At 59.4% G+C, this 26,093-nt stretch carries 25 protein-coding genes; 2 read left to right on the forward strand and 23 right to left on the reverse strand.

Annotation, left to right across the window (positions count from 1 at the left end; translation table 11 throughout):
* Positions 1 to 29: 29 nt before the first annotated feature.
* The 5 genes from RHM55_RS00305 to ribBA form a co-directional block, all read right to left on the reverse strand.
* Positions 30 to 1,184, reverse strand: coding sequence for an ABC transporter ATP-binding protein (locus RHM55_RS00305; RefSeq protein WP_322178988.1), 1,155 nt, complete (start codon positions 1,182 to 1,184; stop codon positions 30 to 32).
* Positions 1,185 to 1,201: 17 nt separating this feature from the next.
* The gene (locus RHM55_RS00310; RefSeq protein ID WP_322178989.1) at positions 1,202 to 2,011 is read right to left on the reverse strand and encodes an ABC transporter permease; all 810 of its coding nucleotides are present in this window, start codon (positions 2,009 to 2,011) and stop codon (positions 1,202 to 1,204) included.
* A gap of 6 nt (positions 2,012 to 2,017) precedes the next feature.
* Positions 2,018 to 2,962, reverse strand: coding sequence for an ABC transporter permease (locus tag RHM55_RS00315; RefSeq protein WP_322183131.1), 945 nt, complete (start codon positions 2,960 to 2,962; stop codon positions 2,018 to 2,020).
* Positions 2,959 to 3,984, reverse strand: a complete 1,026-nt coding sequence (locus RHM55_RS00320; RefSeq protein ID WP_322178990.1) for an ABC transporter substrate-binding protein — start codon at positions 3,982 to 3,984, stop codon at positions 2,959 to 2,961. Before RHM55_RS00320 ends, RHM55_RS00315 begins: the two co-directional genes overlap by 4 nt.
* A gap of 272 nt (positions 3,985 to 4,256) precedes the next feature.
* Entirely contained in the window at positions 4,257 to 5,366 is a 1,110-nt protein-coding gene (gene ribBA, locus RHM55_RS00325; RefSeq protein WP_322178991.1) for a bifunctional 3,4-dihydroxy-2-butanone-4-phosphate synthase/GTP cyclohydrolase II, read from the reverse strand.
* An 86-nt stretch (positions 5,367 to 5,452) separates the two neighbouring features.
* On the opposite strand from ribBA, the gene RHM55_RS00330 reads away from it, so the two are divergent.
* A complete protein-coding gene (locus RHM55_RS00330; protein WP_322178992.1) occupies positions 5,453 to 5,746 on the forward strand; it encodes a DUF1330 domain-containing protein in 294 nt (97 codons plus the stop codon).
* Between the two features lie 16 nt (positions 5,747 to 5,762).
* Here the strand turns inward: RHM55_RS00330 and RHM55_RS00335 are convergent, their stop codons facing one another.
* The 18 genes from RHM55_RS00335 to RHM55_RS00420 all read right to left on the reverse strand — a co-directional run bounded on the left by RHM55_RS00335 (position 5,763) and on the right by RHM55_RS00420 (position 24,326).
* The gene (locus RHM55_RS00335) at positions 5,763 to 6,326 is read right to left on the reverse strand and encodes an NUDIX hydrolase (RefSeq protein ID WP_322178993.1); all 564 of its coding nucleotides are present in this window, start codon (positions 6,324 to 6,326) and stop codon (positions 5,763 to 5,765) included.
* A 2-nt stretch (positions 6,327 to 6,328) separates the two neighbouring features.
* Positions 6,329 to 7,081, reverse strand: coding sequence for a GntR family transcriptional regulator (locus RHM55_RS00340; RefSeq protein ID WP_322178994.1), 753 nt, complete (start codon positions 7,079 to 7,081; stop codon positions 6,329 to 6,331).
* A 125-nt stretch (positions 7,082 to 7,206) separates the two neighbouring features.
* Positions 7,207 to 8,658, reverse strand: coding sequence for an NAD-dependent succinate-semialdehyde dehydrogenase (locus tag RHM55_RS00345; RefSeq protein WP_322178995.1), 1,452 nt, complete (start codon positions 8,656 to 8,658; stop codon positions 7,207 to 7,209).
* A gap of 66 nt (positions 8,659 to 8,724) precedes the next feature.
* Positions 8,725 to 9,210 (reverse strand): flavin reductase family protein, encoded by a 486-nt coding sequence (locus RHM55_RS00350; RefSeq protein WP_322178996.1) that lies wholly within the window; start codon positions 9,208 to 9,210, stop codon positions 8,725 to 8,727.
* A 13-nt stretch (positions 9,211 to 9,223) separates the two neighbouring features.
* Positions 9,224 to 10,705 (reverse strand): aldehyde dehydrogenase, encoded by a 1,482-nt coding sequence (locus tag RHM55_RS00355; RefSeq protein WP_322178997.1) that lies wholly within the window; start codon positions 10,703 to 10,705, stop codon positions 9,224 to 9,226.
* Positions 10,702 to 11,535: an alpha/beta fold hydrolase gene (locus RHM55_RS00360; protein WP_322178998.1), complete on the reverse strand. Its 834-nt coding sequence runs from the start codon at positions 11,533 to 11,535 to the stop codon at positions 10,702 to 10,704. The genes RHM55_RS00355 and RHM55_RS00360 overlap by 4 nt, the downstream gene beginning before the upstream one ends.
* Before the next feature lie 25 nt (positions 11,536 to 11,560).
* Positions 11,561 to 12,151: an amino acid synthesis family protein gene (locus tag RHM55_RS00365; protein WP_322178999.1), complete on the reverse strand. Its 591-nt coding sequence runs from the start codon at positions 12,149 to 12,151 to the stop codon at positions 11,561 to 11,563.
* Between the two features lie 337 nt (positions 12,152 to 12,488).
* The gene (gene yegQ / locus RHM55_RS00370) at positions 12,489 to 13,814 is read right to left on the reverse strand and encodes a tRNA 5-hydroxyuridine modification protein YegQ (RefSeq protein WP_322179000.1); all 1,326 of its coding nucleotides are present in this window, start codon (positions 13,812 to 13,814) and stop codon (positions 12,489 to 12,491) included.
* A gap of 143 nt (positions 13,815 to 13,957) precedes the next feature.
* Positions 13,958 to 14,740 carry an IclR family transcriptional regulator gene (locus RHM55_RS00375; RefSeq protein WP_322179001.1) on the reverse strand — a complete coding sequence of 261 codons (783 nt, stop codon included), beginning with the start codon at positions 14,738 to 14,740 and terminating at the stop codon, positions 13,958 to 13,960.
* Between the two features lie 110 nt (positions 14,741 to 14,850).
* The gene (locus tag RHM55_RS00380; RefSeq protein WP_322179002.1) at positions 14,851 to 15,534 is read right to left on the reverse strand and encodes a sarcosine oxidase; all 684 of its coding nucleotides are present in this window, start codon (positions 15,532 to 15,534) and stop codon (positions 14,851 to 14,853) included.
* A 2-nt stretch (positions 15,535 to 15,536) separates the two neighbouring features.
* Entirely contained in the window at positions 15,537 to 18,476 is a 2,940-nt protein-coding gene (locus tag RHM55_RS00385; protein ID WP_322179003.1) for a 2Fe-2S iron-sulfur cluster-binding protein, read from the reverse strand.
* The gene (locus RHM55_RS00390) at positions 18,463 to 18,768 is read right to left on the reverse strand and encodes a sarcosine oxidase subunit delta (protein WP_322179004.1); all 306 of its coding nucleotides are present in this window, start codon (positions 18,766 to 18,768) and stop codon (positions 18,463 to 18,465) included. Before RHM55_RS00390 ends, RHM55_RS00385 begins: the two co-directional genes overlap by 14 nt.
* 12 nt (positions 18,769 to 18,780) lie before the next feature.
* Entirely contained in the window at positions 18,781 to 20,022 is a 1,242-nt protein-coding gene (locus RHM55_RS00395; RefSeq protein ID WP_322179005.1) for an FAD-dependent oxidoreductase, read from the reverse strand.
* On the reverse strand, positions 20,022 to 20,942 hold the full coding sequence (gene folD / locus RHM55_RS00400) for a bifunctional methylenetetrahydrofolate dehydrogenase/methenyltetrahydrofolate cyclohydrolase FolD (protein ID WP_322179006.1): 921 nt from the start codon (positions 20,940 to 20,942) through the stop codon (positions 20,022 to 20,024). The genes RHM55_RS00395 and folD overlap by 1 nt, the downstream gene beginning before the upstream one ends.
* Positions 20,939 to 21,805: a formyltetrahydrofolate deformylase gene (gene purU, locus RHM55_RS00405; protein ID WP_322179007.1), complete on the reverse strand. Its 867-nt coding sequence runs from the start codon at positions 21,803 to 21,805 to the stop codon at positions 20,939 to 20,941. Before purU ends, folD begins: the two co-directional genes overlap by 4 nt.
* Before the next feature lie 283 nt (positions 21,806 to 22,088).
* Positions 22,089 to 23,303 carry a type II toxin-antitoxin system HipA family toxin gene (locus RHM55_RS00410; protein ID WP_322179008.1) on the reverse strand — a complete coding sequence of 405 codons (1,215 nt, stop codon included), beginning with the start codon at positions 23,301 to 23,303 and terminating at the stop codon, positions 22,089 to 22,091.
* Positions 23,303 to 23,626, reverse strand: a complete 324-nt coding sequence (locus RHM55_RS00415) for a transcriptional regulator (protein ID WP_322179009.1) — start codon at positions 23,624 to 23,626, stop codon at positions 23,303 to 23,305. The genes RHM55_RS00410 and RHM55_RS00415 overlap by 1 nt, the downstream gene beginning before the upstream one ends.
* 106 nt (positions 23,627 to 23,732) lie before the next feature.
* Entirely contained in the window at positions 23,733 to 24,326 is a 594-nt protein-coding gene (locus RHM55_RS00420; protein WP_322183133.1) for a helix-turn-helix domain-containing protein, read from the reverse strand.
* A 379-nt stretch (positions 24,327 to 24,705) separates the two neighbouring features.
* Here RHM55_RS00420 and glnT point away from each other — a divergent pair, with 379 nt between their 5' ends.
* Positions 24,706 to 26,040, forward strand: a complete 1,335-nt coding sequence (gene glnT, locus RHM55_RS00425; RefSeq protein WP_219059887.1) for a type III glutamate--ammonia ligase — start codon at positions 24,706 to 24,708, stop codon at positions 26,038 to 26,040.
* The last annotated feature ends 53 nt before the right edge of the window (positions 26,041 to 26,093 follow it).

Here is a 26,093-nt window from a genome sequence, read left to right on the forward strand (position 1 = left end):
GTAGAAGCGTCGGCTTGGTGGGGAGTGGATCAGTGTGCGCCAGCCGCCTTGTTCAGGTCGCTTTCGGTCCATTGGGTATAGATACATGCATCGGCGGCGGCCCAGCGCACGCGCACCGGGTCCCCATCGTGGAGCGGCATTCCAGAGGCCGACAGCGCCTTGACGGTCATTACGGTGCCGCCTGCGGTGACAACGCTGCAGGTCTGACTCTCTCCGAGGAACAGGACTTCAGTCACCTTGGCAGCCACTTCGTTCCAGCCTGCTGCGAGAGGCTCGTTCCGGGCCTGTTCTACGCTCAGGGCCTGGGCTTTTTCCGGACGTACCATCAGCAGCAGGTCCTGCTCGGTCTGGAGCCCGGAGGTCAGGCGGATCGACAAGGGTTGGCCTTCAAAGACGCCCACGGCATTGCCCTGAGCCTTGAGCTTGAGGAAGTTCGAGTTGCCGAGGAATGACGCAACGAACGCATTTGGCGGGTTCTGGTACAGGTCATAACCGCTGCCCAGACCGACGATCTTGCCATGGCTGAAGATCGCTATGCGTTGCGACAGGCGCATGGCTTCCTCTTGATCGTGGGTTACGTAAACGATGGTGATGCCCAGCCGACGATGCAACTGACGCAGTTCATCCTGCAAATCCTCCCGCAGCTTTTTATCCAGCGCGCCGAGGGGTTCGTCCATCAACAGGATGCGCGGTTCGTAGACTAGGGCCCGAGCAATCGCCACGCGTTGCTGCTGGCCACCTGACAGTTGTGAAGGGCGGCGATGGGCGAACTGCTCGAGCTGAACCAGCTTGAGCATGGCGTCGACCCGGCGTTCGCGCTCGGCGCTGGCGAGTTTGCGGATGACCAGCGGGAAACCGATGTTGTCGCGTACCGACAGGTGCGGGAACAATGAGTAGCGCTGGAACACCATGCCAATATCGCGCTTGTGCGGCGGTACGTTGACCAGAGACTGACCATTGACCAGGATCTCCCCGGAACTGGGTGTCTCGAAACCGGCCAGCATCGACAGGGTGGTACTTTTGCCGGAGCCGCTGGAGCCGAGGAAGGTTAGGAATTCACCGTCCTGGATATCCAGCGAGATGTTGTCCACGGCGGCAAAGTCGCCGTAGTGCTTGTTCAGGTTGCGCAAGCTGACCAGGGTCTTGTTGGCCTGCTGCGCAGGGTCTTTGATCACAGCACTCATGTCGTACTCCTAGGCGCTCAGGCGCTGACTTCGTTGCGCCGGCGCACAGCGGCGGCGATCACCATGACCAGCACCGACAGCGCGATCAGCAGCGTCGAGGCGACGGCGATCACAGGTGTCAGGTCCTGACGCAGGGTGGTCCACATTTTTACCGGCAAGGTTTGCAGGGTCGGGCTGGCCATCATCACGCTCAGCACCACCTCGTCCCACGACACCAGGAAGGCGAACAGGGCGCCCGCCACCATGCCGGGGCGAATCGCCGGGAATGTCACCCGGAACACCGCCTGCAGGCGCGAAGCCCCACAGATCACAGCGGCGTCTTCGATGGACTGGTCGAACAGTTTCAGTGAGTTGATGATCGAGATAATGGTGAACGGCAACGCGACGATCACATGGCTGACCACAAACGCAAACATCGTCCCGGTGTAACCCAGTTTGAGGAACAACGCGTACACGGCCACGGCGATGATCACCAGCGGCACGATCATTGGCAGGGTGAACAGGCCGTAGAGCATTTCCCGGCCCCGGAAGCGCCCGCGCACCAGGGCAAAGGCGGTCGGCAAGCCCAGAGCTACAGCAAAGATCGTGGTCAGGACCGCGACCTTGAGGCTGGCGAAGGCGGCGTCCATCCAGTCGGCATTGGAGAAAAACTGGCTGTACCACTTCAACGTCCACCCTGGTGGCGGGAACACCAGCCACTGAGATGAACCGAACGACAGCAGCACGATGAACACGATGGGCAGCAGCAGAAACAGCGCAATAGCTCCGGTTGTGAGGTAAAGGCCCAGACGCATGCGCCGGCTCATCGCATTGGCGGTCAATAACATGATGGTTTACCTCGAGTTGCTGGAGCCGACCGGGGATTCCGGTTGCAGCTTCAGGTAGAAGTAGAACAGCACCAGAGTGATCAGGATCAGCAATGCTGCACCTGCACTGGCCAGACCCCAGTTGAGGAAGGACTGCACCTGCTGGATGATAAATTCCGGCAGCATCATGTTCTGCGCGCCACCCAGCAGGGCCGGGGTGACGTAGTAGCCCAGAGACATGACGAACACCATCAAGCCGCCGGAGAACAACCCCGGACGGCACAATGGCAGGAACACCCGGAAAAAATTGCTCCATGGGCTGGCGCCACAAATGGAACCGGCCTGGAGGACCATGGGGTCAATCGCTTGCATGGTGGCCTGCAGCGGCAGAACGATGAACGGGATCATGATGTAGCTCATGCCAATCACCACCCCGGTCAAGTTGTGCACCATTTCCAGGGGTTGATCGATAATGCCCATGGCCATCAAGGCCTTATTGATCACCCCGGAAGCCTGGAGCAGCACGAGCCAGGAATAGGTCCGCGCCAACAGACTGGTCCACATCGACAGCAAGACGATATTGAGTATCCAGCGCCCCCAGCCACGAGGGACCAGGGTGATCGCCCATGCCAGGGGAAAGCCCAGCAGTAGACTGAATACCGTTACCAGACCCGCCACGGCGAAGGTGTTGAACAGCACACGGGCGTATGCGGAATTGGCGAACAACTCGGCATAGTTTCCCAGCCCCGGCGTGGGCTCAAGCACGCCGCGCAGTAACAGGCTGACCAGCGGCGCGAAGAAAAACAAGCCGAGGAACAACAGCGCCGGGATCAGGTTGCTGGCACCGCGCCAACGCTGCATCAGTGGAGTGGAATGCTTCATGACCGCAGCCTTGTCTGGAGCCGGGACGGCAGCGCCAGAGGCGCTCCCGACCGGGTTGGATTGACGGAGCGCGGTGGCCGTCATTTTCATTTGAGAAGCCATTCGTTCCACCGTGTCGCGATGGTCTGACCATTCTTGGCCCAGTACGCGAAGTCGAGAGTGATCTGATCCTTAGCGTAGGCAGTCGGCAGGTTAGGTGCCAGTACTGAGTCCAGACGTTGCACGCTGTCGGTGTTGACCGGTGCATAGGCGGTCAGGTTAGAGAAGTCGGCTTGGCCTTTGGCAGAGCTGGAGTTGGCCAGGAATCGCATGGCCGCATCCTTGTTCTTTGATCCTTTAGGGATGACCAGGAAGTCGGCCATGACCAGGTTCTGTTTCCAGCTCACACCGACCGGTGCGCCATCTTCTTGCAGTGCATGGATACGGCCATTCCAGAATTGACCGAGGCTGGCTTCACCGGAGGCCAGCAGTTGTTGGGATTGCGCGCCGCCGCCCCACCAGACGATGTCTTTCTTGATAGTGTCGAGTTTCTTGAACGCGCGATCCAGGTCCAGCGGATAGAGCTTGTCAGCGGGCACACCGTCGGCCAGCAGCGCCAGTTCAAGCACGCCAGGGCTCGGCCATTTGTACAGGGCGCGTTTGCCGGGGTAGGTCTTGGTGTCGAATAGTGCTGTCCAGTCCTGTGGGGCTTTGCCGCCCAGCTTGCCTTCGTTGTAGCCGAGGACGAAGGAAAAGAAGAACGAACCAACGCCATAATCGGAGACGAAGCGCGGGTCGATCTTGTCGCGCTGGATAACCTTGAAGTCCAACGGTTCAAGCAGACCTTCAGCCGCTGCGCGCAGGGCAAAATCAGCCTCTACATCGACCACGTCCCATTGCACGTTGCCACTTTCGACCATCGCCTTGAGTTTGCCGTAGTCGGTTGGGCCGTCCTGAACCACCTTGACCCCACTGGCTTTGCTGAAGGGATCGGCCCAGGCCTGCTTTTGCGCGTCCTGGGTGGAGCCGCCCCAGCTGACGAAACTCATGCTGTCGGCGGCGATGGCCGCGTTACAAGTTACTGCCAGTAAGCTTGCCGCGAGTACCGCAGCTGCACGTTTATTCAACACCATTTTCACGCCCTCATTTGTTGTGTTTTGAGCGGGCTGTTGACGCCCGCCTATCGGGAGCAGTAGGTCCATTGGAGCCTTGAACATTGACCGTGCCAGGCGCTGTTGTTGTGTGCTGTCCCTTTCAGGCGCACCTGGAAAACTATCCGGTCTATGGAATATCATATTATGGTATTCCAAACTTTCTGCAAGGGTTTCGCCTCACCGATTGTCTGTCTTTGTCTTGTTTTTTTGTTCTGTTTGGTTCGTCACCTGCCTGAGCGTGTTTGACGCCATCAGCCCGTAAACGGAATGCTTTCCACCACCTCCAAGTTGTACCCCGTCAACCCTGCATATTTCAGTGGCGGCCCGAGGTGGCGTAGTTTTCCCACGCCGATGTCTTGCAGAATCTGTGCCCCCGTACCGACTTCTGAATAGATGCGCGATTGCGAGCGGGTGTATTGCCGTGGTGGCTGGGTCAGTTGCGGAATCCGCTCAAGCAGCGCCTGCGAAGATTCATGGTTGGCGAGTACCACCACCACGCCGCAGCCTTCTTCGGCTACTTTTTGCAACGCTGCCCACAGCGTCCAGTTCGACGGTCCAGTGTATTCGGCACCCACCAGATCGCGCAGTGGATCGATCACATGCACGCGCACCAAGGTCGGGGCTTCGCGACGAATATTGCCCATGACCATGGCCATATGGACGCCACCTTCGATCCGGTCTTCGTAGGTGATAAGCCGAAAAGTACCGTGAACGGTAGGGAGTTCGCGCTCGCCGATGCGGGTTACAGTGCGTTCGGTGCTAAGCCGGTAATGGATCAGGTCGGCGATGGTGCCGATCTTGATACCGTGTCTGGCCGCGAACACTTCGAGGTCGGGACGGCGGGCCATGGTGCCGTCATCGTTCATCACCTCAACGATCACCGACGCCGGGGTAAAACCCGCCAGGCGCGCGAGGTCACAGCCAGCCTCGGTGTGCCCAGCACGGGTCAGCACGCCGCCTTCCTTGGCCCGTAATGGAAAGATATGCCCCGGCTGCACCAGGTCTTCTGCTCGGGCGTTGGCTGCGACAGCGGCTTCGACAGTGCGAGCGCGGTCAGCAGCGGAGATCCCGGTGGTGACACCGCTGGCGGCTTCGATGGAGACCGTGAACGCCGTGCTGAACGCACTGCCATTGCTCGGCACCATCTGTTCCAGGCCCAGGCGCTGGCAATGTTCGTCGGTCAGCGTAAGGCAGATCAGGCCGCGTGCTTCCCGGGCCATGAAGCTGATCGCCTGAGCCGTGCAGCGGTCGGCGGCGAGCAGCAGGTCACCTTCGTTTTCTCTATCCTCATCGTCGACCAACAGGACCATTTTGCCTTGGCGGTAATCTTCGATGATTTCTTCGATGCTATTGAAGGCCATGCTTGGGCTCTCTGTATGGCGAATGGTAGAGGGTTTGTTTTTCTGGTATACCATAATACAAATTAAACCGAAATAACGAGGTCGCCATGAAGGCTTACTGGATCGCTCACGTCGATGTCACCGACTTGGATCAATACGCGCAATACACCCAGCGTGCGCCAGCAGCGTTCGCGCTTTTTGGCGGCAAACTGCTGGCCCGTGGCGGGCGTTCCGAAGCGATGGAGGGCAGGGCGACGCCGCAACGCAGCGTGGTGATCGAGTTCGAATCCTACGAGCAGGCGCTGGCGTGCTACCACTCGGAGCAGTATCAGCAGGCGTGCGAGTACCGCCAAGGTGCGGCCAAGGCGGAGGTGATTATCGTCGAGGGGTATGAGTCTTGAGCGCTAGCCGGAGGGTTCAGCGGATGAAATGGATTTTTCCGCTGTCGTCATTGCCGATATAGATACCGTAGACCCCGGCTTGGCGTTCTTCTATGTAGCGTTCGAGGATCTGCCGGATGGCCGGGTAGTAGATGCTGTCCCAGGGAATGTCTTCGGGTGCGAAAAAGCGGCAGTCGAGGGTTTCCGGGCCATATTGCCCCGTGTTCTCCACGGCGATGGCGCGGAAGATAATGTAGACCTCGCTGATCTGCGGCACGCTGAAGATAGAGTAGGGCGAGATGATTTCTGCACGCACGCCCGTTTCTTCCCAAACCTCGCGCAGGGCTCCTTGCTCGGTGGTTTCGCCACTTTCCATAAAGCCTGCGGGGAGGGTCCAGGTGCCGGGACGTGGCGGGATCGCACGTTGGCACAGCAGGTACTTGCCGTCCTGCTCGATGATGCAGCCGGCAATGATCTTCGGGTTGATGTAATGAATGTAACCGCAGCCGCTGCACATCAAGCGCTCATGGGTGTCGCCAGGCGGGAGCTGATGACCGAGATCACTGCTACCGCATTGCGGGCAAAAGCGCGGGCTGGGCATGTTCAGCGACCTATGCGCGGTTCTTTGAGGGCGATGGGCGAGACGATTTCACGCACCTTGCCGGTTTCGTTCTGCTTCAACTTAAGATAGTCCAGCGCCACTTTGGCGGCTGCCCGCACATGGTCGACCGAGGCCTGATGCGCGGCCAACGGATCGCCACTCTTGATCGCCTCGACCATGCGTTCCATTTCCAGATTGCTGACGCCGCGACGGTTTTCCTGGGACACGGAGGTGGCCCGCAGGTAGCTGATGCGGGCCTGCAACTGGCGCAACTGGGTCGCCGCGACGTGATTGCCCGAGCCTTCCAGCAGAACGTCGTAGAAGCCTTGCACCGAGTCGAGTACTTGCTGCAGTTCGCCGTCTTTGAGCGCCTTGCGGTTCTCCTCGAGAGCTTTCTCCAGGGCGCGAATGTCCTTGGCTTTAGCTCTGAGGGTGAATAACTGGACGATCAGGCCTTCGAGCACGCAGCGCAGCTCATAGATATCGCAGGCGTCTTCCAGGGTGATGATGGCGACACTCGGACCCTTGGCGTCGGCGAATTCAACCAACCCTTCGGATTCCAGATGGCGCAGGGCTTCACGAACCGACGTACGGCTGACGCCCAGACGCTCGCAAAGATCTCGCTCGACCAGACGGTCTCCCGGCAAAAGCTGGAAGTTCATGATGGCGCTTCGCAGTTTATCCAGCACGATTTCGCGCAGGGTAATGGGGTTGCGATTGACTTTGAAGCTGTCGTCAAGTGGCAGGCGTTTCATTGGGGCCGCTCTGAGTGGGGCTGTCCATGCAAAAGGAGCACCTTGATCGAGGATCTGCGGCGCTCCAGTCATTATTCAAAACAATGGCGGAGTTTATCATGTCGGGTTCTTTAAGCGACAAGCCCTCAAAGCCCCCCCATCAAGGTGTATTTGAGTTCCAGGTAATCTTCAATGCCGTATTTCGACCCTTCGCGGCCGAGGCCCGAGGACTTGATTCCACCGAAGGGCGCGACTTCTGTGGAAATCAGCCCCTCGTTGATCCCGACCATGCCGTACTCCAGGCCTTCGCTCATGCGCCATGAACGGCCCAGATCGCGGGTGTAGCAATAGGCTGCGAGACCAAACTCAGTGTCGTTGGCCAGGCGCAAGGCCTCGCTTTCGCTGTCAAAGCGGAATACGGCGGCCAACGGACCGAAGGTCTCTTCGCGGGCGACTTTCATCTCGTGTGTCACCTCCGCGAGCACCGTTGGCTGGAAGAAACCATGGCCCAGCGCATGCCGTTCGCCGCCGCAGACCAGGCGAGCGCCTTTAGCCAGGGCATCCTGCACATGGTCCTCGACCTTGGCCACTGCCCGATCGTTGATCAATGGGCCTTGGCTGACGCTCTCGTCGAAACCGTCGCCGACCTTCAGTTCGCGGACACGCTCCTCAAGCCGGGCGACGAAAGCATCATGGATGCCGCTCTGCACGAGGAAGCGGTTGACGCAGACGCAGGTTTGTCCGGCGTTTCGAAATTTGGCGATCAAGGCGCCTTCGATCGCGCGCTCCAGGTCGGCATCGTCGAACACAATGAAGGGGGCATTACCGCCGAGTTCCAGAGAGACCTTTTTCAACGTCGAGGCACATTGGGCCATCAGTAACTTGCCAATGGTCGTGGAGCCGGTGAAGGACAGTTTGCGCACCTCGGGACTGCTGGTCAGCTCGGCGCCGATGGCAATAGCATCGCCCGTAATTACGTTGAAAATCCCTGCGGGAATGCCCGCCTGTTCCGCCAGCACGGCCATGGCCAATGCCGAGAACGGTGTTTCCGGGGCCGGTTTGACGATGCACGGGCAACCGGCAGCCAGTGCCGGACCGGCTTTGCGGGTGATCATCGCCGCCGGGAAATTCCACGGAGTGATCGCCGCGACGACGCCAATTGGCTCCTTGCTGACGACGATCCGCGCATCGCCCTTGTGGCTGGGAATGGTGTCGCCATAGATGCGTTTGGCTTCTTCGGCGAACCACTCGATGAAACTGGCGGCATAGAGGACCTCACCCCTGGCTTCGGCCAGTGGCTTGCCTTGCTCCAGAGTAAGGATCTCGGCCAGGGCGTCGGCGTTTTCCAGCATCAACGCGTGCCAGCGCTTGAGCACCGTGCTGCGGTCTTTGGCCGTGCGTGCGCGCCAGGCCGGCCAGGCGGCATGGGCTGCGGCGATGGCTTCTCGGGCTTGTTCTGCACCGAGGTTCGGCACGTGACCGATGACTTCACCCGTGGCCGGGTTGTAGATGGCGTGGCGAGTACCGTTTTGGGCGTCACACCATTGGCCATTGATAAAGGCCTGCTGGCGAAACAGTTGCGAGGCTGCTGGGGTCATGCCGGCTCCCGGAAATAAAAAGGGGCCGCGACCGAATAGGGTGGCGTGCGGCCCTGAAACATTTGCTCAGGCGAGGGTGGGCAAGGGGCCCAGCTTGCCACGGTGATAGATCATCGGTGTCACCGGCTGATCAGGCAGAATCAGGTTCTTCACTGCCCCAACGATGATCGCGTGGTCGCCGCCATCGTATTCGCGCCACAGTTCACACTCGATGATCGCAGTGGCCTTGGCCAGCAGCGGGTTGCCGAGTTCGCTCAGGTGCCACTCGATGCCTTTGGCTTTGTCCTTACCTTTACCGGCGAAGGCGTAGGCCTCCGCCTGCTGATCCGCCGACAGCAAATGAATGGCGAATCGTTTGCTGTTGCGCAGGATCGGGTACGTATCGGAGGCGTAGTTGGGGCAAAACAGCACCAGTGCCGGGTCAATCGACAGCGCGCTGAAGGCGCTGGCAGTGATGCCGACGATGCCGCCTTCGGGGTCCAGGGTGGTGACCACTGTGACCCCGGAGGGGAAGGAGGCCATGACCTCCTTGTAAATGCCAGGTTCGATCATCTCAGGTCACCTCTCAACGCATGACAAAGGGGTCGGGCATCGGCGCCGACGACAGGTTGATCCACACGGTTTTCAGTTCGGTATAGGCCAGCACCGAATCGATGCCGCTTTCGCGACCGTAGCCGCTGTTCTTGAATCCGCCAATGGGCGCCATGGCCGAAACAGCACGGTAGGTGTTGACCCATATGATCCCGGAGCGCACATCCCGCGCCATGCGGTGAGCGCGGCCCAGATCACGGGTCCAGATGCCTGCGGCGAGACCAAACTGCGAATCGTTGGCGATGGTCAGCGCCTCTGCTTCGTCCTTGAAACGGATCACTGACGCGACCGGGCCGAAGACTTCTTCTTGCATGATCTTCATCGAATTGCGGTCACATTCGAACAGGGTTGGCTCGTAATACCAGCCGTCATTGTCCATCTGCGGGCGCTTGCCACCCAGGCGCAGATGAGCACCTTCGGCGATGGCGTCGGCCACCAGGCCTTCGACGACGGCCAATTGCTGTGCGGTGGCCATCGGGCCCATCTCGCTGGCGTCGTCCTGCGGATTGCCGATACGAATCCGCTTGGCCCGTTCAACCAAACGCTCGACGAATTCGTCGTAGATTTCGTCTTGGACCAACAGGCGTGAACCGGATACACAGCTCTGTCCGGATGCGGCATAAATACCGGCGATGGCACCGTTGATCGCGCTGTCGAGGTCGGCGTCGGCGAAGATTATGTTCGGTGATTTGCCGCCCAGTTCCAGCGACAATTTGGCAAAGTTCTCGGCACTGCTGCGTACCACATGACGGGCCGTTGCCGCGCCGCCGGTAAAGGCGATTTTGCGCACCAGAGGGTGGCGGGTCAGGGCTGCACCGGTGCTGGGGCCATAGCCAGTAACAACGTTGACTACGCCTGGTGGGATACCCGCTTCCAGAGCCAGACGGGCCAGCTCGAGAACCGTTGCGGACGCATGTTCCGAGGGCTTGAGGACGATGGTGTTGCCGGCCGCGAGGGCTGGCGCCAGCTTGATCGCGGTCAGGTACAGCGGGCTGTTCCAGGGGATGATTCCGGCTACCACGCCCATGGGTTCATGCACGGTGTAGGCAAACAGGTCGGGCTTGTCCAACGGCAGGGTGCCGCCTTCGAGCTTGTCGGCCAGGCCTGCGGTGTAGTGAAAAAACTCGGGCAAGTAATTGACCTGACCCCGCGTCTCGCGGATCAGCTTGCCGTTATCGCGGCTTTCCAACTGCGCCAGTTGCTCTTTGTTTTCGGCGATCAGATCGCCAAGACGTCGCAGCAGTTTGCCGCGAGCGGTGGCGGTGAGACCGCGCCACGCCGGACTCTCGAATGCCTTTTGCGCAGCCTGGACGGCGCGCTCGACATCGGCTTCGTCTGCATCGGGCAGTTCGGCCCAGGCTTGGGCCAGTGCCGGGTTGAAGCTTTCGAAGGTCTTGCCGGAGAGGGCATCGACCCATTGGCCGTCGATGCACATTTGGAAGCGTGCGAGCGTCATGCAACGTTCCCCTTTGTTGGGTGTTGTCGGGTTTGTGCGGAGGCGAGAAAGTCCAGCAGCACCTGGTTGACCAGTCGCGGCGACTCCACCAGCATCATATGCCGTTGCTCGTCGAGGACAGCAACTTGCGCGCCAGGGATCCGTTCAGCCAATTGTCGGGCCATCTCCGGTGTCGAACCGGGGTCCAGCGCGCCGGTGGCAATCAGGGTCGGCACCTGAATGCTGCCCAGGTCCTCGGCGCGGTACATGTCTTGGGTGGCGAACAGCTCATACGTGGTCAGATAGCCCTGTGGGTCATTACCGGCCAGCGTCTGGCGGATCGCGGCAATCTGCCCAGGATTAGCAGCCTGGTATTCACGACTGAACCAGCGTGACAGCGCCGCCTCGGCATTCGCATCAGGGCCATGTTCGGCGGCTTGAGTCGTCCGCTCGTTGACCCCGGCGCGCTGTTCGGCGCTACGGTTGAACACGCTGTTGAGCACCACCAGCCCGAGCATGTGCTCTGGATAGTGCAAGGCGAACGCGCGAGCGACCAATCCACCCATGGAGAAACCAATCACCGTGGCTTGCGGCAGCTGCAAATGGTCGAGCAATTCCAGTAACTGATCGGCGTAGCCAAGCAGCCCGGTGCCTGGTTCCGGGCGCGGGCTGGCGCCATGCCCCAGCATGTCATAGGCAATCACGCGGTAGTGCGGAGCGAGACCAACGATCTGGCCGCCCCACATCTCTTTATTCAGGCCCACGCCATGGATCAGTACCACGGGTTGGCCTTGGCCGGTCGCCAGATAGCTGGTGCCGGCCGGGGTACGTTCAGCGGTGAGCCGAATCATGGATCGCTCCTGCAAATCTTATGGGTTACTGGGCTTTCTCTGCGGCCAGTTCTTCCAGATCGATGTAACGATTGCCGATGCGTGGGTGCAGACGACCCCCGTTGGCACAACCGAGGACAACAACGATCTCATCCGCGCGCGGGGCGTCTTCAATCTGCATTTCCAGGGTGATGTAGTGCGAACGCAGACCTTCATCGTCTTTATGCATCATCGGAATCTGGATCGACGTGCCTGGACCACCGCGCTTGTTAGTGAAGCTCAAGTAGCTTTTGGCTTTGACTGCTTCGCGGTAATGGTTGCCGAAACGCAGGGTGTGGATCACCGCAGAGGCGTGCTCGATTTCTCCATCGGCGCCGACCACGGCCGCTTTGCCATAGGCTTCGATCTTGTCCGCACCGCCGATGGTGGCAATCAGACGCTCGACCATCAGTGCGCCCAGATCGGAGCAGTTGGTCCGAATTTCTGGCTTCAAATCTTCAACAAAACCACGACCCAACCATGGGTTTTTGATGACAACAGCCAAGCCAACCATGGTCACTGGCGTGTCGGTGGCTTTGCCGCCCTCGATGAAGGTTTCTTCGATGTAGCTGACGATTTTGCGAATTTCAAAACTCATGAGCGGCTCCAGAAAAGAGGGAGGGGGAATGCGTCGCTGTATGATGGTATACCATAATATTGCGTATGCAAGCCCCAGCTGCATGTTCATGAAAGGGGAAGACGACGGAAGGTAGGGACGTGAAGCGTTGGCCGGTTAAGGATGGGTATTGCGGGGGGCAGGCGGCGGTGTTTGCGCTTAAACAGGAGGGAGTCGCCGCCTGACAGGACGACGCGGTGGGCATCACCGTTCGGCAGTTCGGGCATGCGCACTACTACATGGACGCCGGGCACCGCTGGTTTCGCGGTATGGATGCCCGGATCTTGGGTGCACCAGCAATGGGGGGATTAGGGTGCCTTCAGCTCACACTTACATCCCGCATCAACAACCCGAAATGCAAGTCCACCGCATCCGGTATTGGTAAATACACCGTATGACCGTCCCCTGGTGCAACCTCGGTCGGCTCACCTTTGACGTTCTGCAACTGATGCAGATCGAAGTGGAAGTTGCCCTTGGGCGTCATCAGCTCCATGTGGTCGCCCAGGCCAAAGCGATTCTTGACCTTTACTTCGGCCAATCCATCACGCCGCTCGCCGGTCAGTTCGCCGACAAACTGCTGTCGCTCCGAAACCGAGCTGCCGTTCTGGTAGTTCTGGTATTCATCATGCACATGCCGACGCAGGAAACCTTCGGTGTAGCCGCGCTGAGCCAGGGATTCCAGATCGGTCATCAGGCTACGGTCGAACTCGCGGCCAGCCACCGCATCGTCGATTGCCTGGCGATAGACCTGAGTGGTCCGCGCGCAATAGAAGTGAGATTTGGTCCGGCCTTCGATCTTCAGTGAGTGCACGCCCATCTGCGTCAGCCGCTCGACATGCTGTACGGCGCGCAAGTCTTTGGAATTCATGATGTAGGTGCCGTGCTCGTCCTCGAAGGCCGGCATCAGTTCATCCGGTCGATTGGCTTCCTGCAACAGGAACACCTGATCGGTCGGCGCGCCGGTACCCAGAGTCGGTTCGGGCTGGAAGGTCTGAACGATCTCGCCGAGCTGATTTTCCGTGGCTTCCTGGGCCGAGTATTTCCAGCGGCAGGCATTGGTGCAGCTACCTTGGTTAGCATCGCGCTTGTTCATGTAGCCCGACAGCAAGCAGCGGCCGGAGTAGGCCATGCACAGCGCGCCGTGGACAAACACTTCCAGTTCCATGGCTGGCACTTGCTGACGAATTTCAGCGATTTCTTCCAGGGACAGTTCCCGGGACAGAATGATCCGGCTCACGCCCTGTTGCTGCCAGAACTCGACACTGGCCCAGTTCACCGTGTTGGCCTGCACTGACAGGTGGATCGGCATCTGCGGGAAGTGTCGGCGTACCAGCATGATCAGGCCAGGGTCGGACATGATCAGCGCGTCCGGGGCCATGGCAATCACCGGCTCCAGGTCTTTCAGGAAGGTCTTGAGCTTGGCGTTGTGCGGCGCGATGTTCACCACCACGTAGAAGCGCTTACCCTGGGCCTGGGCTTCTTGAATGCCGAGGGCCAGGTTGGCGTGATCGAATTCGTTGTTGCGCACTCGTAAGCTGTAGCGCGGCTGGCCGGCGTACACCGCATCTGCGCCGTAGGCGAAGGCATAACGCATGTTTTTCAGGGTACCAGCGGGGGCGAGCAGTTCCGGGGTTGAGAGGGTCATGGCAGCGTCGGTCGCAAAAACCGCTGAGGGTAATCGGCTTGCCCGTGGGGTTTATTGATCTGGATCTATGCTTGGTGAACAAACGCATGGCACTACAAATTGCTGTTGGTATAGAGCCGGGTGCAAAGAGCCTGCTCTGAGTGTCAGGCGTTGAAACCCATCTCGGCAGAGATCAGGCGGGCGCTGTCCAGCAGCATGTTCTTGAAGCGTTCGCGATTTTCAGGATTGTCCATGATCGCGTCTGGCCCGGACAGGTTGATGGCCGCGACCACGGCGCCCCGATGATCACGAATGCCGGTGGCGATAGCGGTGGAGTAGTCAGAGCGGTGCAGTACCCAGCCCAGTTGCCGGTCCTGCTCGGCGATTTGTTGCAGCTCGGGCAAGGTTTTGGGCGCGGGTGCCGGGTAATCGTCCAAGCGTACGTGCTGATACAGGCTGATCAGGGTGGCTTCGCTCACGTCGCTGAGCAGCACCCGGCCCAGCGCCGTGCAGTGACAGGCGATCCGGGTGCCAATGGGCACGTTGACCGACAATCGTTGAGAGGCGAAGGCGCGGTAGATATAGACGCTGTCGGTCTGCTCGCGCACAGCCAGGTGGCACGACAGCGAGCTGCGATCACGCAGGATGTTGAGGTAGGGGATCGCGACGTCCACCAAGTCGCGGCTGGCCAGGTAGGTGAAGCCATCGGCGATGACCTGCGGGCCGAGTTCATAGGTGTTCTTCGCGACTTTCTTCAGGTAGCCCATGCCATTGAGCGTCTGCACGATGCGGTAGATCGACGACACGCTGACCCCCAGGCGTTCGGCGATGTCGTTCATGCTCAGCACCCGTTCGGCGCTGCTGAACAGCTGCAAAATCCACAGCCCGCGTTGCAGGGCCGGAACACGGTAATCGCTGTCTTGCGAGGGCTCTTCAATGCTGTTCACAGCGTCTCCTGGGTGTCAGCGGCGATCATAAATCCATTGCAGGAGCTGCCGAAGGCTGCTCCTGCAGAGGATTGCGATCTCCTGTGGGCGAATTATTTCGCGTTCATGGGCTATGCCAACAACGCATCGACCCCAACAGGCTTGCCACCAAACTCCTGCATGGCATCCAGTAACGCGTCCCACAAATATTGGGCCGAAGCCCGATCACACAGGATGTGGAACAGTGGCAAGTCCGGTTGCGAGCCGTTGATGATGATTGCGCTCATCCGTGCCACTGAGGTTTGCGCCACGGCACCCGGGGCGAATGCCTGTTGGCGCAGATCGACGCCGCAGACCTTGGCCATTACTGAACTGATGTGTTCGCCGGTCAGCACCAGCCATGCGTGACTGTCCTGACGTGGCAGCAAATAGCAGCCCTTTTCGGATAACTGCCACTGGTCTTCGAGCTTCTGCAAGCGTGCACCGGCATCCTGAAAACTGCCCAGCAGGAAATACTCGGTCTGCGAAAGGCGGGCGACATGGCTGCCATCGCCTTGCGTTACACAGCGATTGGGTGCGGTCGGCAGATCGAATTGCTCCGCGTGCAGATGCGCAGCGGCATCGACCCCACGAAAGCCGACCCGCGCCAGATTACTCAGGTCAAGCAGGGCGCAGCGGGCCAGTTGTGCTGTTTCGTCCTGCTCGGCATAGCGGCTGACGATCAGGCTGTCACCCAGGCGTGCCAGTCGGGCGGTGGCCTGCAGCGTATACAGAGGGCTGCGCTGGCGAAAATCTTTGGCGTTAAGAGTGACCATGCTTACAACTCCTGGCGTTTGCTGTCGACATCGAAGAACGGCAGTTTGACCACCGTGGCCTGTACCACTTCACCGCCTTCCACCCGAATCGGAATCTGCTGGCCGGGGACGCTTTGATCGACGGCGGCATACGCCAGACCGATGATCATGCCCAGCGTCGGCGAGTACTCGCAGGAGGTGACGTTGCCGCTGATGTCCGGTCCTTTGAGCACCAGATGACCTTCCAGTGGCTGACTGCTGCCTTTGGGCAGGCTGAAACCGACCAGTTTGCGCTTGAGCGGCTGGGCTTCGAGGATGTCCACGGAGCGGCGTCCGACAAAAAACGGTTTCTTCCGGGAGATGGCCCAGCCCATGTCGATCTCTGCCGGATGGGTCATGCCATCGGTGTCCTGGCTGATGATCACGTGGCCCTTTTCCAGGCGCAGCAAACGTTGGGCTTCGACGCCGAACGGGCGAATGCCGTGTGCCTGACCCGCGTCCATCAGCGTGTCCCACAGGTATTCGGCATAACGTGCCTGCACATGGATTTCATAACCCAGCTCGCCGACGAAACCGACGCGCATGACCCGCGCCGCGATCCCGGCAACGGTGCCCTGACGCACGCCCAAATACGGGAAGGCGTCACGCGACAGGTCGATATCGACGCAGAGCTTTTCCAGTACTTCGCGCGAGTGAGGTCCGGCCAGGTTGACTGCTGCGATGGCGGCAGTGACGTTGGCGATATCGACGTTCAGACGCCATTGCACGTTCCACTTGAGCATCGCCTGGTAGATCCGGTCGACGCCGCTGGTGGTGGCCGTGACATAAAAATGCTGATCGGCCAGTCGCGCACAGACACCGTCGTCGATCACTACCCCGTGTTCGTTGGTCATCAGCGCATACCGAGTGCGGCCGATGGGTTGTTTGGCAAAGGCGAAGGTGTACATCCGCTCCAGCAGCTCGGCGGCGTCCGGGCCACGAATATCCAAGCCGCCAAGGGTCGAGACGTCGATCAGCCCGACGCCCAGGCGTACGTGAAGAGCTTCTTCCTGCATGCAGCGTTCACGTGTCGCTGGCTGACCTTTTTCATCCTTGAAAGCGTAATAGGCCGGACGTTGCCAGTTGCCTGCCGGCATCATTTTCGCGCCCGCTTGCAGGTGGCGGTTATGAATCGCGGTACGACGAATCGGGTCAAAGCTGCGTCCGGCGATATGCGCCAGTTTTTCCGCTTCGAAGGGCGGACGCGCCGTGGTAACCCCGGTTTCGCTGACGGTGCGCTGGGTACTGGCGGCAACCAGTCGCGCCGTTGGCAAGGCGGAATGACGGCCTTGGGACGGCCCCATGCCCACCGTGGAAAAGCGTTTGACCAACTGCACGTCGCGGTACCCGTGGCGTGTAGCGTTGATGATGTCGCGGATTTGCAGGTCTTCATCGAAATCGACGAATTCCTTGCCACTTGGGTGGGGGAAAATCGGCCAGTCGAAGTTAACCCGCTGTTCCGGGCTTAAGGTCTGCTCCTGATAGTCCGCTGACAGTCCCAGTGCCGCCGCCGCTTGTGCACCGACTTTGGCGCCATCCTTGAGTACGTTTTCCAGCAGATGACGACCGTTCACGGAGCCGGCGATGGCCAGGTTTTTCGGCAGGCCAGTGATGGCGAACTCGGCCGAAGGGTCGGCGTAGGCCAACTTACCGCCTGCCTGACACGCCAGTTGATAGACCGGCATGTAACCGGCAGTCATGCACAGCAGGTCGCAATCGAGTTGCAGGCTGCCTTGGTCGACTTCGCCACGGCGTGTGATCCGCCGGACATCGACGCCGCTGATATGGCGCATGCCCTTACTGTGCAAGGCTTCATAAACCGTGTGTTGCAGGTGCACGGTGATGCCCAGGCGTTTGAGCTCTGCAGCCAGGCGCGCATCGTCTGCGCTGTTGCGCATGTCGACCACGGCGGCGACGTCGACACCCTGTTCTATCAGGTCCAGGGCGGTGCGATAGCCGTCGTCATTGCCGGTAAGGACCACCGCACGCTTGCCGGGTTTGACCGCGTAAAGCTTCATCAGGCGCTGGGCTGCGCTGCACAGCATCACGCCGGGCAGGTCGTTGTTGCGGAAAATCACCGGCTGGTCGAAAGCGCCGGAGGCGATGATGCATTGGCTGGCGCGCACTTTGTACATGCGCTTGTCTTTGATCACCGGCAGGTAATTGTCGGTGAACCAGCCATTACACGTGGCTTCGGTGAGAACCTGGATGTTGGCATGCTGGCTGACTGCATCTACCAGTGCCTGGCGCACTTTATCGGCTTGCGTGCCCTGTACGTCGAAGCGTGCATAGGTGAGCGCACCACCCAGCAGACGCTGTTGTTCGATCAGCAATACCTTGGCCCCGGCATTGGCGGCGGTCAGTGCCGCCTGCAAACCGGCGGGACCGGCACCCACCACGGCCAGGTCGACGAACAGGTAAGCCTTGTCGTAATACTCGGGTTTGAAGTCCAGGTTGAGGATGCCCAGCCCGGCTTTCTTGCGGATCAGCGGCTCCCATATTTTCCACATGCCCTTGGGCTTGTAGAACGAACGGTAATAAAACCCCACGGGCATGAACCGTGAGAACTTGCCCAGCAGCGCATCGCGGTCGTTGTCCAATGTGCCGCTGTAGTTCTGCCCACTGACTTCGGCACCGGCTTGCAGCCAATGGGTATCGGCCAGCACGTTGGGTTCATCTGGCAGTTGCACCAGGGTGTTCGCATCTTGCCCGGCCATGGTCAACGGTCCGCGAGGGCGGTGATATTTGAATGAGCGCGAGAGCAAATAACGGCCATTGCCGAGCAGGGCGCTGGCGATGCTGTCGCCGGCAAAACCGGTATAGGCCTTGCCATCGAAGTTGAACGCCAGTGGACGCTGACGATCAATCAGCAAGCCCATGGGCAACGGCAAGCGGCTTTCAAAAGTGGAATCAGGCTGGCTCATTGCTGTGCTCCGCAGGGCTGAACTCGACGCGCTGGTTATAGACTTCCCGGGCATCGAAGGTACGCAGGATTTCATCGGTGACGGTGTGTCGTTCGGCCAGGAACCAGTAGCTGGACGCGTTGTGCATCCACCACTCACGGACCACGCCTGCGGCGTTTTCGCTGTTGAACACGTAATGTGCCCATTGCGCATCGCTGCAGGTGGTCGGGTCAGGCATGTCCTTGAACTCGCCGCCGTAGGTGAATTCGGTGATGTTTCGCGGCCCGTTCAGCGGGCAATTCATGACTTTCATACGGTTTGCCCCTTAGTGGCTGGCCGCCGTAGCGCCCATCTCGTTGACTTGCTGGAAGGTCGAAAACCGCTCCAGACCGAAGGGTTTGATCAGGTCCGGCACCTTGCCGCCGGAGGCGACCAGTTCGGCCATGGTCTTGCCGCAGATCGGCGTGGCCTTGAATCCCCACGTGCCCCAGCCCGCGTCGAGGTAATAGTTTTCGACCGGCGACAGGCCCATGATCGGGCTGTAGTCGGGGGTCATATCGGTGATGCCGGCCCACTGGCGCATCAGTTTGGCGTTGGCCAGGAAGGGGAACATTTCGATAGCAGCGGAAATCAGGCTTTCCTTCAGGTCCAGGGTCGAGCGGGTGTTGTACAGCGGGTAGGGGTCGGAACCGCCGCCGAACACCACTTCGCCACGGCCGGTCTGCTGCACATAGCAGTGCAGGGCCGACGAACTCACCAATGGGTCGAGAAATGGCTTGAACGGTTGGGTGACCATCGCTTGCAGGGGATAGCAGACGATGGGCATTTCGATCTTGGCTTTTTTGGCCATCAATGAACTGTGCCCGGCCACGGCCTGTACCGCGCAACCGCACTGGATCGTGCCGCGGTTGGTTTTTACGGCGGTGATCCTGCCGTTTTCGATGATCAGGTCCTGAACTTCGGTCAGCTGATGGATTTCGACTCCGCGTTTCGCTGCGCCCTTGGCATAACCCCAGGCCACGGCGTCATGACGCGCAGTGCCGCCGTCGATATGCCACAGCCCGGCCAGTACCGGCAGGTGCCCGGGGTCTAAATTGAGGCTCGGCACCAGTTCGCGAATCTGCTGGCGGTCGACCATTTCCGTACGGCCGCCGAAGTGCTTGTTCACTTCCGCGCGTTGGCGGAAGGCGCGTACGGTGGCGTCGGTGTGGGCCAGGGTCAGTTGGCCTCGCTCGGAATACATGATGTTGAAGTCGAACTCGTTGGACAGGTCCTTGAACAGCTTCACCGACTCGCTGTAGAACTTCACACCCTCGCTGGTCAGGTAGTTGGAACGGATCACCGCTGTGTTACGTGCGGTATTGCCGCCGCCCAGATAGGACTTTTCCAGCACAGCGACGTTAGTGATGCCGTGGTACTTGGCCAGGTAATAGGCAATTGCCACGCCGTGACCACCGCCGCCGATGATGACTACATCGTAGGAGGACTTGAGTTCCTTGGGCGGCGGCAGGTCCATTTCTGCCGTGTACTCGGCAGAAAGGCCATATTTCAAGAGATTGAATGGCATCACGCCTCCTGAGGCGAAGTGTGAGTGGTCGCGAGTTCAGCGGCGCGCAGCAACTGTCTGCGCGTGGCGGTCACGGTGTTTTTCAGCAGAAAGGCGATGGTCATCGGGCCGACACCACCGGGAACCGGGGTAATGGCGCTGGCAACGGTGCGGGCGCTGGCGTAATCGACGTCACCCACCAGTCGGCTGCCCTGTTCGGTGTCGATGCGATTGATCCCGACATCGATCACCACCGCGCCGGGCTTGAGCCAGCTGGCGTCGATCATCTGCGGGCGGCCGACGGCAGCCACTACGATGTCTGCCAGACGGCACAGCGCGGCAGCATCGACGCTGCGCGAGTGCACCACGGTGACCGAGCAATTGGCTTGCAGCAGCAGGGTGGCCATGGGTTTACCGACGATGTTCGAGCGGCCGATGACCACTGCATGCTTACCACTCAGGTCGCCGCACGTGTCGTGCAACAGGCGCATGCAGCCGCTAGGTGTGCAGGGCGTCAACACGTCCTGGCCCTGGACCAGCCCGCCGACGTTTTGCCGATGGAAACCGTCGACATCTTTAGCCGGGTCGATGGCTTGAATGACCACACCTTCGTCAATGTGGGCAGGTACCGGCAGTTGCACCAGAATGCCATTGACCTCAGGGTTGGCATTCAATTCGGCGATGACTGCCAGCAATTGCGCCTGGCTGGTGGTCGCGGGCAGACACTGCTCCAACGAGCGAATGCCGGCTTCTTTGGCGCGCAGGATCTTGTTGCGCACGTAGACCTGACTGGCCGGGTCTTCGCCCACCAACACCACGGCCAGCGTGGGCGTGACCTGTTGCAGTGCGAGTTCGCGGACGTCGGCAGCAACTTCACTGAGTACTTGGGCTGCGATGGCTTTCCCGTCGATATCGCGGGCGAGTTGAGTCGGGCTGTTCATCGGAAGATCACCGTTTTTTCGCGATTGATAAACACTCGGTGTTGCAGGTGATATTTGACGGCCTTGGACAGCGCGACCGTTTCCGTATCGCGTCCGATACTCACCAGATCGTCGGCTTTGTGCGCATGATCGACGCGTTGCACTTCCTGCTCGATGATCGGGCCTTCGTCCAGGTCCGAGGTGACGTAGTGGGCCGTGGCACCGATCAGCTTGACCCCGCGCTGGTGGGCTTGATGGTACGGCTTGGCACCCTTGAAACCCGGAAGGAACGAGTGATGGATGTTGATCGCCCGGCCCGACAATTGCTTGCACAGGTCATCGGAGAGGATTTGCATGTAGCGCGCCAGCACCACCAGATCGGTCTGCGTCTCTTCAACGATTTTCAGCAACTCGGCTTCCTGCTGGGACTTGGTGTCCTTGGTCACTGGCAAGTAGATGAAGCGGATGCCCTCGCGCTCGGCCATTGGCCGTAGGTCCAGGTGGTTGGAGACGATGGCGGTGATCTGCATGTCCATCTCGCCTTTGTGGTGGCGGTACAGCAGATCGGTGAGGCAGTGGTCGAATTTGCTGACCATGATCAGCACGCGCATCGGGTTGGCGACTGAGTGCAGTTGCCAGTCCATATTCAGCGCCGTGGCCACTTCATTGAAGTCCAGACGCAGCGCATCGATGTCGCCCTTGACGCCGCTGTTGAAGCGAAACACGGCGCGCATGAAGAACTGGCTGGTTTCTTCGTCGTCGAACTGGGCCAGCTCGCTGATGTAGCAGCGGTTGTCGGCCAGAAAAGACGTCACGGCGGCGACGATACCCGACGTCGCGGGACAGCTGATCTTGAAAATGAAGTGGTCCGGATCGGTGCTCATTACGGGTCCTCGCAGGGAGACATGCACGCTGAATGTTCATGGGTGGGGATTAAATTCAGGGATGAAGAAAAATTCCTCACGCGAATAAAATATTCCTGTGGAGCTTTTTATAGGTGAAATAAAAATCCGCGTCCAGCACTGTTTGGTTTTTTTTGCGGGGGAGGGTGGCGAGTCGCGGGGACGCGCAGGCGTGTTTGCGAATGCAGCGTGTCAGGTACACCGCATCAGGGGATATGCAGGGGCGACGTCTGGTTGCTCACCTGCGAGGAGGTAAGGCAACGATCTACGCTTTCATGCGTGCCGAGCCGATTGCCGCGAGGGCAAGCATCAACTCAGTCCCTTTGAGGGTGTGCTTGTAGTGCGTCCGTAGATCGGACTCCCAGGCGATCACTTCAGCCAGGGTCGCGGCCGCTTGATCGGCGGTAAGCGCAAAGTGTGCGCAATGGCTCAACAGGTTGGCGCGACTGATCACCCGGCCCTCACGGCCCACGGCCATTGCGAGGTTGGGCGGAGAATACCCTTCGAGGCACGGCACCACGTCGTACATGGGCGCCAGCCGCCAGCCGCTCTTTAGCCAGAGGATAGCGTGATTCTTCGGGTGATCGTCGTCGTTGCCCACCAAGGCGTTGAAGCACATTCGCTTAAACAACTCCTGGAGGTCTTGCGCCGGCACACCACGGCGACTCATCTCGTTAGCGACGGAGGCATAGACCCAAGCGCTGCGGTCGGTGGTGTGCCATTCGGCGTCGAGCAAGGTGAGTGCGCTGAGCATCGGTATCCGAACGCTCATGTCAGCAGGCGGCATGCGGTCGAAACGCTCCACCAGCAAGGTCGAAGGCTTTTCGGCATACAGCGCGGTACGGGCGACATTCAAACCTTTCCCGGCCGCGAATGTCATGCAGGCATGTTCCAGTGCCGGAATATCGCACTGATCATAGCGGTCACGGGGTTTGACCAGAATCAGCACGCCGTGGTTCTGCAGGGTACGCTTGGGGCGGGCGCCTCCTAGAGAAGACCGTTGCCTGCGTAGCTTGAGGGTCTGAATCGCCTCTTCATCCAGTTGGTTATCGAATATGGCTTCGGTGGCCTGGATGAAGGGCGTGAGGCCCTTGAGCGACGGTAACGGATCCTGTCCGATACCGGTTGGCGGATGGCGCGTCTGGCCTGCCAGAAGGTTGCCCGCGCGATCATTGTTCGGGGATTTCAGCAGGTAATCGATAGGCCCCAGTGCGTGTCGATGGATGTCTTTCAAGACCCGCTCACCCCAGCCATCGGGCATCGCGTCGTTGATGAAGCCGGGTATTCCCTTGTTTTTGGTTATCGGGCCGAACGTTTCGCTGCGCAGCGGATAGCGAACCGGGTCGGGCACCCAGCCACGGGTAGTAACGTACTCTGGATCGTAAGTGAACTCGCCGACCCCGTTGACGATGACCAGTCGACCCAGAGAAACCACCTCGGCGGTTTCAGGATGCTCCATGTAGACGTAGGCCCTGGACATCAGAAGTCCTCACTTTGTGGTTTGGCCAGGCGAACTCGATGCGATGCATGGGGATCATTGGCTTGCAGCTGTGAGGAGGACTCGATGCCGTCGAGGCTGCGAAATACTTCCTGGGTGAGTCCCAGGTGCCAAAGCACCATCATGAACGAGCGTAATTCCACAAGGGGGTCGCCGCCCTCGATTTTACGTACCGTCTGCTCGGAAATTGAAAGGGACAGGGCCAGGTCTTTTTGTCGAAGCCTGGACTGCAGACGCCTGCTTTTTACCAGAAGCCCTATTCTATATAGGTTGTCGGCGCATTCCAGTGGAAAAAAGCTTTTCATAAGCCGTCTTTTAGCAGTGCTAAAAATAGATAAGCAGCACTATAGCACGCCTAAAGCATTGCGAAAGAGGGCGGGGAAGCTTGCTGGATGTCCGAAAGCCAAGCGGTCAGTCGTCGCCGTAGTTCATGATCGACAGCAGATGAATCGGAACCTTTACCAGCTGCTCCGGGCCATGCGGAACTTCACCATCGAAGGTCAGGCTGTCGCCGGGTTTCATGTGGTAGAGCTGATCGCCATGACGGTAGACGATCTCACCTTTCAACAGGTGCAGAAACTCGGTGCCGGGATGGGAGAAGGTCGGAAACTCTTCGCTGGCATCGTCCATGGTGACCATGTAGGCCTCGAACGTCTTCTTCGGGCCACGGGTGTGATTGAGCAGGTGATAGGTGTGGCCTTTCTCGGTACCACGGCGCACCACCTGCATCCCTTCGCCTTTGCGCACAAGCAGGGCGCCACTGCCTTGTTGATCGTACTGGCTGAACAGCTTCGACATCGGCATGCCGAGGGCATCGCACAGGCGGCTCAAGGTATCGAGGCTGGTGGAAACCTGGGCATTTTCGATCTTGCTCAGCATGCCTTGGCTGATGCCTGCCAATTGTGCGACATCAGCAATCTTCAGTTCCTGCAATTGACGCTGTCGCTTGATTTGCATGCCCAGGTACTGCTCGAGCCTCAAGCGTGGCTCGGCCTCGGTGGAAATCACTTTGCTCATGCTTCATTTCCGGTCATGAATATAAATTTCGCACTATGAATGTGCGATGCACCCTTGTTGCTGTCCGCCCGATTTACAGCGCGAGCGGCTGCAGCATGTCTGAAGTTTTCTTCACGCGACACTCATTTCCCTGGCGAAGCCTTGAAAAGCCTGCATTGCAAGATTAAGGACGCCCAGAATTTCCTCGTGGCTAATCATTTTGGCAAGGCAATTGCATTCTCATTAGGAAAGTAACTTTCTTGTTGAGAATACTCGGGTCGGCTTCAGGTCATGTCCAGACGAATTCTAGCACTGGGCAATCATTAACGACTGACGCCGACCCTAGATGCAGATCCCGCTGTTTTGCCTTGCTCGAGGAGTCCAAGTGATGTTGCCACCAGAAACACAACGAATTATCGATGAGCACAAAATCAAATATGTGCTGGCTCAGTTCGTGGATATCCACGGTTCGGCCAAAACCAAATCGGTACCGGTCTCCGGGCTGCAAACCGTCATCGACAGTGGCGCTGGCTTCGCAGGCTTTGCCATTTGTGGTATGGGCATGGAACCCCATGGCCCGGACTTCATGGCCAAGGGCGACCTGAGCACCTTGACTGCCGTGCCATGGCAGCCTGGTTACGGACGCATCGTCTGCGTCGGCCACGTCAATAACGAGCCGCACCCTTACGATTCGCGTTACGTGTTAATGCGTCAGGTAGAACGCCTTAATGCACGCGGCTGGACCCTCAATACTGGCCTGGAACCTGAGTTCAGCCTGTTCCGTCGCGATGCCGAGGGCAAGCTATGCAGCGTGGATGCCAGCGATAACCTGGACAAACCCTGCTACGACTATAAGGGCTTGTCGCGTTCGCGGCAGTTTCTGGAAAACCTCACCGAGGCGCTGCAAAAAGTCGATTTCGACATCTATCAAATCGATCACGAAGACGCCAATGGTCAGTTTGAAATCAACTACACCTACAGCGACGCGCTGACCTCCGCGGATCGTTTCACCTTCTTCCGTATGGCCGCCGGCGAAGTGGCCAACGATTTGGGAATGATCTGCTCGTTCATGCCCAAGCCTGATCCGAAACGTGCGGGCAACGGCATGCACTTCCACTTGTCCATCGCCGACGCGGTGAACAAGAACTTGTTCCATGACGCCAGCGACTCGCGCGGCATGGGCCTGTCGAAAATGGCCTACCACTTTGCGGCGGGTCTTCTGGCTCACGGCCCTGCGTTGTGTGCCTTCGCCGCACCCACCGTCAATTCATACAAACGCCTTGTGGTCGGCCGCTCGCTGTCAGGCTCGACCTGGGCTCCAGCGTTCGTTGCCTACGGCTCGAACAACCGCTCGGCCATGGTTCGGGTGCCTTACGGTCGCCTTGAATTCCGCCTGCCGGACGCGGGCTGCAACCCCTATCTGGTCAGCGCAGCGATCATCGCCGCCGGCCTGGACGGCATTGACCGCAAGCTGGACGCAGGTGAGCCGTGCAACGAAAACCTGTACTCGCTGAGCCTGGAAGAAATTGCCGGTCGGGGCATCGCCACTTTGCCGCAAAGCCTCAAGGAAGCCTGTGACGCGCTGGAGGCTGATCCCCTGTTCCGCGAAACGATGGGCTCGGAAATCATCAACGAGTTCATCGAGCTCAAGCGCATGGAATGGGTCGAGTACAGCCGTCACGTCTCCGATTGGGAGATCAAGCGCTACACCGAATTTTTCTAAGCGGTTTTCTGTAAAGACACGTTTTCAACCACTCGATTTGAATCAATCCGGGT

This window comes from Pseudomonas sp. MH9.2 (genome assembly GCF_034353875.1).
Lineage (GTDB): Bacteria > Pseudomonadota > Gammaproteobacteria > Pseudomonadales > Pseudomonadaceae > Aquipseudomonas.